11 protein-coding genes are annotated in these 12,106 nt (G+C 69.5%); 2 read left to right on the plus strand and 9 right to left on the minus strand.

Annotated elements, in window-relative coordinates; translation table 11 throughout:
* Positions 1-175: 175 nt before the first annotated feature.
* From VGD44_RS11880 to VGD44_RS11915, 8 genes are all read right to left on the minus strand, one after another.
* Complete coding sequence (locus tag VGD44_RS11880; protein ID WP_331087202.1) at positions 176-1,009, minus strand: NlpC/P60 family protein; 834 nt, start codon at positions 1,007-1,009, stop codon at positions 176-178.
* Positions 1,006-2,388, minus strand: a complete 1,383-nt coding sequence (locus VGD44_RS11885) for a leucyl aminopeptidase family protein (RefSeq protein WP_331087204.1) — start codon at positions 2,386-2,388, stop codon at positions 1,006-1,008. Before VGD44_RS11885 ends, VGD44_RS11880 begins: the two co-directional genes overlap by 4 nt.
* A gap of 57 nt (positions 2,389-2,445) precedes the next feature.
* Positions 2,446-2,961 carry an A24 family peptidase gene (locus VGD44_RS11890; protein ID WP_331087206.1) on the minus strand — a complete coding sequence of 172 codons (516 nt, stop codon included), beginning with the start codon at positions 2,959-2,961 and terminating at the stop codon, positions 2,446-2,448.
* A 131-nt stretch (positions 2,962-3,092) separates the two neighbouring features.
* On the minus strand, positions 3,093-3,275 hold the full coding sequence (locus VGD44_RS11895) for a Flp family type IVb pilin (protein ID WP_331087208.1): 183 nt from the start codon (positions 3,273-3,275) through the stop codon (positions 3,093-3,095).
* 213 nt (positions 3,276-3,488) lie between these two features.
* Positions 3,489-4,919 (minus strand): MFS transporter, encoded by a 1,431-nt coding sequence (locus VGD44_RS11900; RefSeq protein ID WP_414694644.1) that lies wholly within the window; start codon positions 4,917-4,919, stop codon positions 3,489-3,491.
* A 73-nt stretch (positions 4,920-4,992) separates the two neighbouring features.
* Positions 4,993-6,162: an alanine--glyoxylate aminotransferase family protein gene (locus VGD44_RS11905; RefSeq protein WP_331087212.1), complete on the minus strand. Its 1,170-nt coding sequence runs from the start codon at positions 6,160-6,162 to the stop codon at positions 4,993-4,995.
* 11 nt (positions 6,163-6,173) lie between these two features.
* Positions 6,174-6,947: a tyrosine-protein phosphatase gene (locus VGD44_RS11910; RefSeq protein ID WP_331087214.1), complete on the minus strand. Its 774-nt coding sequence runs from the start codon at positions 6,945-6,947 to the stop codon at positions 6,174-6,176.
* A gap of 63 nt (positions 6,948-7,010) precedes the next feature.
* A complete protein-coding gene (locus tag VGD44_RS11915; RefSeq protein ID WP_331087215.1) occupies positions 7,011-8,456 on the minus strand; it encodes an AMP nucleosidase in 1,446 nt (481 codons plus the stop codon).
* 102 nt (positions 8,457-8,558) lie between these two features.
* Here VGD44_RS11915 and VGD44_RS11920 point away from each other — a divergent pair, with 102 nt between their 5' ends.
* Positions 8,559-9,815, plus strand: a complete 1,257-nt coding sequence (locus VGD44_RS11920) for a dicarboxylate/amino acid:cation symporter (RefSeq protein WP_331087217.1) — start codon at positions 8,559-8,561, stop codon at positions 9,813-9,815.
* Between the two features lie 12 nt (positions 9,816-9,827).
* On the opposite strand, the gene VGD44_RS11925 is transcribed toward VGD44_RS11920, so the two are convergent.
* Entirely contained in the window at positions 9,828-11,126 is a 1,299-nt protein-coding gene (locus tag VGD44_RS11925; protein ID WP_331087219.1) for a dicarboxylate/amino acid:cation symporter, read from the minus strand.
* A 324-nt stretch (positions 11,127-11,450) separates the two neighbouring features.
* Between VGD44_RS11925 and VGD44_RS11930 the strand changes: the two genes are divergently transcribed.
* Positions 11,451-12,106, plus strand: a 656-nt coding sequence (locus VGD44_RS11930; protein ID WP_331087221.1) for a GGDEF domain-containing protein, incomplete at its 3' end; no start/stop codon positions are given.

A 12,106-nucleotide genomic window follows, 5' to 3' on the forward strand; every position in this document is an offset into this window, starting at 1 on the left:
CGACTGCCCCGGGCGGCGGCCCAGCCGGCCAGGCCCCCGCGTCGCCAGGCGCCAAGCCCGCGGCCACGCCGACCGCCGCGCCTGTACAGACCACGGCCAACGCGCCGAAGAAGTAGGCGCTCGCAAGACTGGAATTCGGAATGGCCGGGGCTCGTCCCGGCCATTTTCGTTTGGGCTAGACCCGCCGGTACGCCGTCGGCTGGCCGGAGCCGGCCGCGTCGATGCGGGCGATCGCTTCGGCCAGCGGCTCGATGACGGTGGCCATGTGGTGGCCGTTGGCGTGCACGATCTTCCCGTCGCCGAGCCCCATCGCCACGTGGCCCTTCCAGAACACCAGGTCGCCGCGGTCGAAGTCGGCGGCGTCGATGGGCGCGCCGAGGGCCTGCTGCTGGTCTGTGTCGCGCGGGCAGGCCAGCCCGCAGGCGAACAGCGCCTGCTGCATCAGCCCCGAACAGTCGAGGCCCAGGCTCTCGCGGCCGCCCCACAGGTAGGGCGCACCTACGAACCGCTCGGCCACCGCGGCCCAGTCGTCCTCGAACAGGCCGATCGGCTGGAGGTGGGCGGCGGTCATCCAGCCGGCGCCTGTGACCTTGGCAAGCTTGCCCTCGACGGCCTCGACCGTGACCAGGCTGTTGATCGAGAACGGCCCGATGGCGCGCGACTTGATGCTGGCTTCGGCGAAGGCGTAGGTGCGGATGGCCGAGACGCGATGCGTCGGCAGCGGGCCGGCGGGCCCTAGCGCGGCGGCCTCGACGAAGCCCACGTAGCCGTCGCGGGCGGCCTGGCCGAACAGCCACCCGCCCTCCTCCTCGATCACCTCGAACCGCTCGCCGAACAGCAGCTGGTCCATCTGTTCGGAATTGGCGTCGGGGGCCGAGCGGATGGCGCTGGCGGCCGCCGTGCAGGTCATGGCCTTGGGGTCGAGGTAGACCTCGGCCTCGATCACGCCTTCCAGGCTGCGGGCGGCGACGCCGTCGCGCCAGGGTGTGATGCGGGGATCATGCTTCATGCGAAACGCTCGCGGATCATGCGGTACAGCCCACGGATGGCCTGGGCCTCGCCGCCCGTCGGGAATCCCGGACGGTTGCGAGGGTTCCAGGCGAAGATATCCAGGTGGACCCAGGGGCCCTTGGGCGCAAACCGCTGCAGGAACAGGGCGGCGGTGACCGAGCCCGCCTGGGCCCAGCCGTCGGGATCGTTCTTGATCTCGGCCACGTCGGAATCGAGGGCGTCGGCGTAGGGCTTCCACAGCGGCATGCGCCACAGGGGGTCAGCCTCCGACCTGGCGGCCGCCTCGATCTGGCCGGCCAGCTCGTCGTCGTCGGTGAAGTAGGGCGGCAGCTGCGGGCCGAGCGCTGCGCGCGCCGCGCCGGTCAGGGTCGCCAGGTCGATGGTCAGGGCCGGGTCCAGCTCGGCGGCGCGGGTCAGCGCGTCGGCCAGGATCAGGCGGCCCTCGGCGTCGGTGTTGCCCACCTCGATGGAGAGGCCCTTGCGCGAGGCGAGCACGTCGCCCGGCCGCATGGCGTCGCCTGAGATGGCGTTCTCCACCACCGGGACCAGCACGGCCAGGCGTACCGGCAGCTTCGCGGCCATGATCATCCGGCCCAGCGCCAGGGCGTGGGCGGCGCCGCCCATGTCCTTTTTCATCAGCCGCATGCCGGCGGACGGCTTGATGTCCAAGCCGCCGGTGTCGAACACCACGCCCTTGCCAACGACGCATACCAGCGGCTTACCGGCGTCACCCCAGCTCATCTCGATGAACCGCGGCGCCCGATGCGGGTCGGCCGCCCGGCCGACCGCGTGGACGGCGGGGTAGTTGGCCTCCAGCAGGCCCTCCCCCTCGATCACGGTGATCTGCGCGCCGTGCTGCTCGGCGATCTCGCGGGCAATGGTCTCGATCTGCCGCGGGCCCATGTCGTTGGCCGGCGTGTTGACCATGTCGCGGGCCAGCGCGCAGGCGTGCGCCACCTGGCGCACCTCGGCGACGTCGCAGCCCTCGGCCAGCAGGCGCGGCTTCTCAGACGCCTTCTCGCCCTTGGCGGGCTTGTAGCGGTCGAACCGGTAGCTCCCGAGCGCGAAGGCCATCGCGATCTGGTCGGCGCTTACGCCCTCAGGCGCCTCGGCGATGCGGTAGACGCCGCCGGGCAGCTTGGCCGGCAGGCTACGGAACGCCATCGGCCGCTCGCCCACGGCGAACAGCACCCGGTCCAACGACCCATCCGCAGCAGAGATGAGCAACGCCTGGCTGGCCTTGCCCTTGAACTCGGCAGTCTTGGCCAGCGCCGCCGCGAACGGATCGGCCTCCAGCGCGGCGGCGCACGCGGCCTCGCTGAGCGCATGCACGGGGACGGTCGGTCCCTCCCAGGCCTCGAGGATCACTTCCGACATGACGGCCTCGCGCACAGCACGATCGTCCCTGTCGCGCATCTGGCGGGGGCCCGCAAGCTAGAGGACCAGGCCGCTGAGCAGCGGCGACTTCGGGAGCGCCACCAGGGCTCCCACCGCGATCGCCACGCCGTAGGGGGCCGCGCCGCCCGGTTCGGACAGCTTGACCAGCCACGGCGGGCCCAGCAGGACCAGCGGGCGCAGCGGCGGCCTGCGCATCGACATCAGGACCACGGCCAGGACGCCGCCGGTCAGCGCCGTCCACAGCATGAAGTCGGTGACCGCCGGCCAGCCCATCCAGAAGGCCGCGGCCGCGAACAGCTTGGCGTCGCCGCCGCCGATCCAGCGGAAGGCGAACATCGCCATGGCCGCGATCAGCACGCCCACGCCGATCGCCACGTGCAGCCCTGCGGTCGCGAGCGACAGGTCCGCGGCCAGGATGGCGACCGGCAGGAGCGCCAGGATCGCGCCCGAGATCCAGTTGGGAATGGTGTAGGAAACCAGGTCCCGAACGGCCCCCGTCAGGACCAGGGCCGCGAAGGCGGCGGCGAGCACAGGGACCAGGAACGAGAGCATGGGCGGAACCTTTCGGTAGGCATATTCCCCACCACCCGTGAACGGAGCGTTGCAGCACAGCTTGATAAGGAAAGGGCCCCGGCGTTTCCGCCGGGGCCCTCCTGTTTTCGGTTCCTGTGAGGAACGTCGGGTTAGCCGCCCGAGGTGGCGCTGGTGACTTCCGTGTTGATCTTCTGGAAGGCGCCGCTCAGAGCGTCGCCGACGCCTTGCAGCGACACCACGAGAACGACGGCGATCAGGGCGGCGATCAGGCCGTACTCGATCGCGGTGGCGCCGGATTCGTCCTTCAGGAAGCGGGTCATGAACTTCGACATGGGCTCTTCTCCTTGTTGCAGCGAGCAGACTGTGAGGGGGCTTCAAGCTCGTTTGCCTGCTCGCCCCTAAGAACACGATCAATTTCGCCCACTGCGTTTAAAGCGCCATGAATCCGGATGACTAATATATTTATACCATTAGCGGGTATTCATGATTAACAACGGTAAACCATATTGAACGGAACCTTATAGTCCCGCTGTGAAATCAAGAATTCAGCGAGGGGTTGCGGCCCAGCTTCTGCCGCCGCCTCGCACCAGGAACAGGCCCGCGAAGCCGATGGCCAGCAGGACCAGCAGCATGGCGAAACCGCCCTGCTGGGTGCCCGTGAAGGTCGTGCCGAAGTTGACGAGGGTGGGCGCGAGCCACGCCGTGGCCACGCCCGAGAGCGCATAGACCCCGAAGAACGCGCCGGTCTGGTCGGGCGGGGTCAGGCGGGTGAGCAGGGTTCGGCTCGAGGCGTACTGGGCGGTGATGAAGATCGCGTTCGAGAAGCCCACCAGCACGAAGATCACGTCCGGCAGGGTGCGGAACACCGGCCCGTCCCACAGAGGCGCATGCGCGCTCGCATCGTAAGACCAGAAGAAGAGGATGGTGTCGGGCGCCATGCCGAGGAACGCGGTCAGGCCCAGCATCGACATCAGGATCTCGAGACCCACCGCCACCTTCGGCCCAAGGCCGGCGTCGAGCCAGCGCCCAACATAGCCGCCCAGGACCGCGAAAATGGACAGCAGGATGCCGTAGGCCAGCATCTCCAGCGCGCCCCACTTCATCACCCCCACGGCGAAGACGCCGGCGTAGACCAGCACGCCGTTCATCCCGTCGACGAAGAACATCCGGGCGCCCACATAGATCGCCGCATCGCGGAAGTGGCTCACCGTCTTCAGCATCCGCCAGAGCTCGGCGGCGCCCTGGGCGAAGGCCCGCGCGATGGGCACGCCGGTGCGCGGCGCGTCAGGCGTCCAGAGGAACAGCGGGATCGACCCGAAGAGCAAGAGCCCGGCCGCCAGCCAGGCCACCACCCGCTCAGGCTCGTGGGTCGCGGGGTCCAGCCCCAACAGCGGCGAGCTCGGCACCCAGCTCCAATCCACCTTGCCCGGCAAGGCGAAGGCCCAGGCGGTGAAGGCCAGCGCCAGCACCGAGAACCCGTTGCCCAGTGAAAGCGCCAGGCCGGATGCGCGGTGCGCCCCGCCCATGCCGGCCGCCCGGATCAGCAGCGAATTGTGCAGGATCTCGTTGTAGGCGAAGAGCACCTGCACGGTCATGGCGAACAGCATGGTCGTCGCCACCGACAGGCCCGTGCCGTCGGGCCTGGCCCACCACAGGGCCGCCGTCAGCGGGATCATCAGGCCGACGATCAGCGCCAGCCCGCCCTTGCGCCCGCCCAGCTTGTCGATCGAGGCGCCGATGAAGGGCGCCGTCGCCATCACGAACCAGCCGGCCCACTGCTGCCAGCGCGAGATCACCGCCTGGCCCTCCACCGGGTCGCCGATCATCGAGCCGGCCACATAGGGCATGAAGATGTAGATCGTGATCAGGATGACGAAGGGGTCGCGGCCGCCTTCGAAGATCGACCAGGCCAGGCCGCCCCGGTTCAGCTTCTGATCCTGCGCAGGCGCGCGGGCGTCGACGGCGGCGTCGGTCACAGGCATCCCCTTCCGGCCGCTCTTCCCGGCGGCGTCCGGCCCAACCTAGCGGGCGGCGATAGGTTGTCGACGTTTAGGTGAGCTTCGCGTCCGCCGCGGCCAGCGCCTTTTGGGCGTCGACCTTGTGGCCCTGCGCGGCCAGCGCCTCGCAGAGCGCCGTCAGGCAGAGGCGCACGTGCCACGGCGTGGCCGAGGCGCCCATCAGGCCGATGCGCCAGACCTTGCCGCGCAGCGGCCCGAGGCCCGCGCCGATCTCCAGGTCCCAGCGCCGCAGCACGTGGGCGCGCACCGCCGCCTCGTCGACGCCGTCGGGCACGAGCACGGCGTTCAGCTGCGGCAGCCGCCATTTCTCATCGACCAGGAACGACAGCCCCGCCGCCTCAATCCCGGCGGCCAGCGCCTCGTGCATGCGGGCGTGGCGCACGGTCGCCGCCTGCACGCCCTCCTCGAAGATCGCCACCAGCGATTCATGCAGGCCGTAGAGCGCGTTGATCGGGGCGGTGTGGTGATAGGTCCGGCCGCCCTCGCCGCCCCAGTAGGCCATGATCAGGTTGAAATCGAGGAGCCAGTTCCTGACCTTCTCCTTGCGCCCGGCGATGGCCGCCTGCGCCCGCTTGGAGATCGCCACCGGCGACAGGCCGGGCGGCGCCGAGAGGCACTTCTGGGTCCCGGAGTAGACGAAGTCGGCGTCCCACGCCGCCACGTCGACGGCGATCCCGCCCAGCGAGGTCACGCAGTCCACCACCGACAGCGCGCCGTGCTTGCGCGCCAGGGCGCACAGGGTCGTGGCGTCGCTGCGCGCGCCGGTCGAGGTCTCGGCGTGCACGAAAGCCAGCACCTTGGTCGGCGCCTCGGCGAGCGCCGCCTCGACGCGCGCCGGGTCCACCGGCTGGCCCCAGTCGTGGTCGACGGTGACCACCGTTGCGCCGGCCCGGCCCGCCATGTCGGCCATCCGTCCGCCGAACGCGCCGTTGACCGCGACCACGCAGCGGTCGCCGGGCTCGAGCAGGTTCATCATCGCCGCTTCCATGCCGGCCGTGCCCGGCGCGGGCAGCGGGATGCAGGCGTGGTCGGGGGCATTGAACAGGCGCGAGAGCGCTGCCTTGGTGTCTTCCATGAACGCCTGGAACGCGGGGTCCAGGTGGCCGATCGTCGGCCGGGCCAGGGCGGCCAGCACGCGCGGGCTGACATCGGAAGGGCCCGGCCCCATCAGGATCCGGCGGGGCGGCTGGAAGGTCTGCATTTCGGGTCCCGTCAGGCCAGGAGGCGGTCGTGGAGGCGGCCCCTGAGCTCAGGGTCGAGCCCCAGCGCCTGGTCGAGGTAGCCGTCGATCGAACCGTGCGCTTCGCGCATCACCTGGAAGGCCATTTCCAGATACTCGGCCTCGACCCGCATGGCGGTCATCAGGGCGTCGTCGCTCGCCACCCGGCCCGCGGCGTCGCGGACGATCTCGCGGATCTGCGGCAGCCGCTTCTCCAGCCGCTCGGGGTCGTTGGTCAAAAGGTAGTCGGCAACGACGTCGTCGTCGTGCACGCCCGCCACGTGATGGGTGAGCGCACAGATGATGCCCGTGCGGTCCTTGCCCGCCGCGCAGTGGACCAGGATCGGGCCGTCCGTCTCGGCCAGAGCGCGGAAGTAGCGGCGATAGAGGTCAAGATGGCGCTGCTGGTGCGGGGCCTTGCGGTAGTAGTCCAGCATGTAGGCCCGGAACGACTCCACGGTCAGGTCCGAGGTCTCGATGAAGGTGTGCCACTCGTCGGCCGACTCCTGGCCGATGTCGTTCTCGATCACCTGGGCGGCGAAGCCCGACCACCGTCGCGACGGCTCGCGCTCGCGCTCGTTCAGCCGTCGCAGGTCGACGATCACCTGGATGCCCAGGCCGCCCAGCTTCTCGAGGTCGGCGTCGGTGGCCCGCGACTGGCTGGCCGAACGGTAGAGCAGGCCGCGCTTCAGCCGCCGCGGGCCGGCGGCGTAGTCCCCGAAGTCGCGGAAGTTGTCGATGGCCTCGAAGGCGATGCGGCGGGTCATGGCGGGGAGGGTTTAGCGGCATCTTGCGAAAATTTCGAGGCGGCCCCAGCGTCACCCTCGCAGCTATCGGAACGGCGGCTCGTCGAAGCTCCTGAGCTTGCGCGAATGCAGCCGGCTGCCCTCCTTGCGCAGGAGGTCGATGGCGGCGAGGCCGATCTGCAGATGCTGGCCGATCGCGCGGTCGTAGAAGGCGTTGGCCTGGCCCGGCAGCTTGATCTCGCCGTGCAGCGGCTTGTCCGAGATGCAGAGCAGCGTCCCGTACGGCACCCGGAACCGGTAGCCCTGGGCGGCGATCGTGGCGCTCTCCATGTCGATGGCGACGGCCCGGCTCTGGTTGAACCTGAGCGCACTCGACGAGTACTTGAGCTCCCAGTTGCGGTCGTCGGTGGAGACCACGGTGCCGGTCCGCAGCCGCTGCTTCAGCACGTCGCCCGTCTCGCCGGTCACCTGTTCGGCGGCGGCGTTCAGGGCGAGCTGGATTTCGGCCAGCGGCGGGATCGGGATCTCGGGCGGCAGCACCTTGTCCAGCACGTGGTCGTCGCGCAGGTAGGCGTGCGCCAGCACATAGTCGCCGATCTTCTGGCTGCCGCGCAGGCCGCCGCAATGGCCGATCATAAGCCAGGCCTGGGGCCTGAGCACCGCCAGGTGGTCGCACACTGTCTTGGCGTTGGACGGCCCCACGCCGATGTTGACCAGCGTGATCCCGCCGCGCCCCGGCGCCATCAGGTGGTAGGCCGGCATCTGGTGCTTGCGCCACGTGCCGGCGGCCACCGCCGCCTCCGGATCGGGGGTCTCAGGGGTAACGTAGACATGCCCCGCCGCCGACAGCGCCGTATACGGTCCGCCCGACTGCAGCTGCTTGCAGGCCCAGGTCACGAACTCGTCCACGTAGCGGTGGTAGTTCGTGAACAGGATGAACTGCTGGGTGTGGTCGGCCGGGGCGCCCGTGTAGTGCGTGAGCCGGGCCAGCGAGAAATCGGTGCGCAGGCCGTCGAACAGGGCCAGCGGGCGCGGCTCGTGGCCGTCGCCTATCCAGGCCCCGTCGGCGATCTCGTCGCCGATGTAGGCCAGCTCCGTCGTCGGGAAGTGCCGGGCGATCTCCACCGAGCTGATGTCGGCCATAGCCATGTCGGCGGGGTCCAGCACGTAGGGGAACGGGATTTCCTGGCTGGAGCGCCCGACCTCCAGGGTGATGTCGAACCCTTCCTGCAGCAGGGTGAGTTGCTCGATCAGGTAGTCCCGGTAGAGGTCCGGGCGCGTCACCGTGATCGCATAGCGGCCCGGCGAGGGGATGCGGGCGTAGGCGCGGCTGGTCCGGGGATAGGGCAATCCCGGCGGCCACGTCAGGCGCAGCTCGGGATAGACGTAGGTTCCGTTGCGGCGGACTTCGGCGTCAGGCGGCGGTCCGCCGGCGAGGAAGGCCTTGAGGGCGGTGCGGAGAGAGTCGACGCTTTGGCGGTACTCAGTCTCGAGCCGATCGACGATGCCGGCTGCTTCTTGCTTCTTCATCGGGGGCCTTATAGCGCCGGTCGATGAAGGTTGCGACTCTGCCAAGCTGGACGTCTGCCCGCTTCCCGGCGACAAAGGCCCCCCAATTCCTCGAGATCGTGCATGAATCGTCTCTTCACCGCCCTCATCGTGGGCGCCATGGTCCTCGGCGTCCTGGTCGGCTGGATCCTGAACACGAACCTGCCCGCCGCCGAAGCCGCGGCGTGGGCGTCGAACCTTCAGATCGTCACCGACATCTTCCTGCGGCTGATCAAGATGATCATCGCACCGCTGGTGTTCACCACTCTTGTGGCCGGCATCGCGCACATGGGCGACGCGTCCGAAGTGGGACGCATCGGGGTCAAGACGATCGGCTGGTTCATCCTGGCCTCGATCACCTCGCTCACGCTGGGCCTGATCATGGTCCACATCCTCCAGCCGGGCTCGGGCCTGAACCTGCCGCTGCCGGCCGAAGGAACCGCCGCGCCCGGCGTCGACATGGCCAAGTTCACGCTGAAGGAGTTCGTCACCCACCTGGTGCCCAGCTCGATCGTCGACGCCATGGCCCGCAACGAGATCCTGCAGATCGTTGTGTTCTCGGTGTTCGTCGGCACCGCCGTCTCGGCCGTCGACGACCGCGCGCCCCAGGTGCTGGAGGTCGTCGAGCAGGGCGCCCAGATCATGCTGAAGGTGACCGGCTACGTCATGAAGACCGCGCCGCTCGCGATCTTCGCCGCGCTCGCCGCCTCCATCGCCACCAAGGGCATCGAGGTCCTGTTCACCTACGCCAAGTTCGTCGGCGGCTTCTACCTGTCGCTGGGGCTGCTCTGGGGCGTGCTGATCCTGGCCGGCGTGATCGTCGTGGGCCCGCGGATGCTGAAGCTGATCGGCCAGATCCGTGCGCCCACCCTGCTCGCCTTCTCCACCGCCTCGTCCGAGGCCGCCTACCCGCGCACGCTGGAGGAACTCCAGAAGTGGGGCATCTCGCGCAAGGTGGCCAGCTTCGTGCTGCCGCTGGGGTACTCGTTCAACCTCGACGGCTCGATGATGTACTGCACCTTCGCGACGCTATTCATCGCGCAGGTCTACGGGATCGAGCTCACCATCGCCCAGCAGGTCACCATGCTGGCGCTCCTGATGATCACGTCCAAGGGCATGGCCGGCGTGCCGCGCGCCTCGCTGGTGGTCATCGCGGCCACGCTCACCTTCTTCGACCTGCCCGAGGCCGGCATCGCGCTGATCCTGGCGGTCGACCACCTGCTCGACATGGGCCGCTCGGCCACCAACGTGGTCGGCAACTCGGTCGCCGCGGCGGTCGTCGCGAAGTGGGAGAAGCAGATCGAGGCGCCCCCCGAGCCGCAGCCCGTTCCGGCCGAGTAGGCGTAGCGCCCGCTACTCCACCGGCTTGGCGTAGTAGGCGGCCAGGTCGAGCTCGCCCTCCCACTTGGCGACGGTCACCGCCACCGCCAGGTCGGCGGTGTTGTTCGGGACGGTCCGGGTCATGTCCAGCGGCCGGTCGAAGGGCAGGATGAACCCCACCACCAGGGCGGTCTGCTCCGGCGTGACGCCTAGGGTCGCGAGCACCGCCGCCAGAGTGAAAAGCGACGCCGAGGGCACGGGCGCGGTTCCGATCGTCACCATCGCCGTGGTCAGGCCCGCGATCAGGAGCTGGCTCGCGGTGAGTTCGATGCCGAAGGCCTGCGCCGTGAACATCGCCAGGATCGCGACGTAGATCGCGGTCCCGTCCAGGCACGCCGTGGTGCCGATCGGCAGGGCGGTGGAGGCCACGATGTGGCTGACGCCCAGGTTCTTCTCCGCCACGCGCATGGCCACCGGCAGGGTCGCGGCCGAAGAAGAGGTGGAGAAGGCCACCATCACGGCGTCGGAGATGTCCCGGAAGAACGGCAGGACCGGAAGCCTGGCGACCACTTTCAGGAGCCCGCCGTGGATCACCAGGACCTGCACCACGCAGGCCGAGAGCAGGGCCGCCGCGATCAGCAGGACGTGCCCGAACACCGCGACGCCCATGGTCCCGGCCACCCAGGCGACCAGGGCGAAGACCCCGAATGGCGCGACCTCCATCACCATGCGAGTAATGAACAGCATCATCTCGGCCCCGCCCTCGAAGATCCGGCGAATAGGCTCGGCGCGCTCGCCGACCACCGGAATGGCCACACCAAGGAGCACCGAGAAGAAGATCACCCCGAGGAGCTGGCCCTCGGCGAACGCCTCGAACGGGTTCAGGGGCACGATCCCCATGAGGTGATCCGTGGCCGACGGCGGCGGGCCGAGCTTCTGCGGCGCCACCCCTGCGAAATCGACGCCGACACCCGGTTGGAACAGGGCGCCAAAGGACAGGCCCATCACCACGGCGGTCACTGTCGTGCAGGCGTAGAGGAACAGCGTCCGCCCGCCGATGGAGCCCAGCCGCCGCGGATCGCCCATCGCCGCCACGCCCGACACGATGGACAGGAAGACCAGCGGCACGACCACCATCCGGATCAGGCGGATGAACAGCTCCCCGATCCACCGCAGGGAACCGGCGGCTTCGCCCAGGATCAGGCCGGCGATGGCGCCGAGCACCAGCGCCGCGAGAATCCGCTTCCACAGCACCACGTCGAACCACCACCGGCGTAGGAAGGATGGGCGTGCGGGAGGCGGCGCGCCGCCGTTGACTGTGTCTGAGGGCACGGCAAGCGCCTCCCATCGTCGAGGCCGGCCAGCGCCGCGCCCCAAGCTCGACAGGATAAACTCGGCAGACGCGTTAGCGCTCCGTCCAGCCATGCCGCCTGACGCGTCCTGCGGACGACCCCGCGGGATGAGGTCGCGAGTCTTGGTTACTCAAAATGGGTGGCGCGAAGCGTCGAAAACCGGCGTTTCCCGAGGGCGCGCGCCGAGGCGGGCCCGGCCTATGGAAGCCGCTTCCTAACGGCCGATAACCCTATCTCTCAACGGCGCGTTAGCCCAGTCCGTTGATGCTGCGGAGTGGAGAGAAGAGCGCCCTCAGACACGCCCGTGCCGCAACTGTCCAACAGCCTTGCCGAGCTCGCCGCCCGCGTGGCCGAGCTGGAAGCCGAGCGTGAGATGACGCTCAGGCTGGCGCAGACGGATTCGCTCACCGGCCTGGTCAATCGCGGCGCCTTCACGTCGGGCCTGTGCGAGCGGCTCGAGGCCGCCCGCGAAAACGGCGACCAGGTCGCCCTCTTCGTCATCGACCTCGACCGCTTCAAGAGCCTGAACGACAGCCTGGGCCACCACGCCGGCGACATGCTGCTGGCCGAGCTCGGCCAGCGCCTGCGCGAGGACGCGCAAGCCGGCGAACTGATCGCCCGCCTGGGCGGCGACGAGTTCGCGGTCATCTCGGGCGACCGCGACGTCACCCGCCGCGCCGAACGGCTGATCGCCACCCTCTCGCAACAGCACACCATCTACGGCCGCACCGTCGGCTCGGGCGGCTCGGTGGGCGTGGCCGTCTTCCCGCGTGACGCGGGCGACGCGATCGACCTGCAGCGCTTCGCCGACATGGCCCTCTACCGCGCCAAGTCCGGCGGCGGTCGCCGCTGGCACGAGTTCGACGCCGAGCTCTCTGCCGAGTCCGAGCGCCGCCGCACCCTGGAAGGCGAACTGCGCCGCGCGATCCCGGCCGGCGAGATCGAGCCGTGGTTCCAGCC

Origin of the sequence: Phenylobacterium sp. (assembly GCF_036402295.1) — a bacterium.
GTDB lineage: Bacteria > Pseudomonadota > Alphaproteobacteria > Caulobacterales > Caulobacteraceae > Phenylobacterium.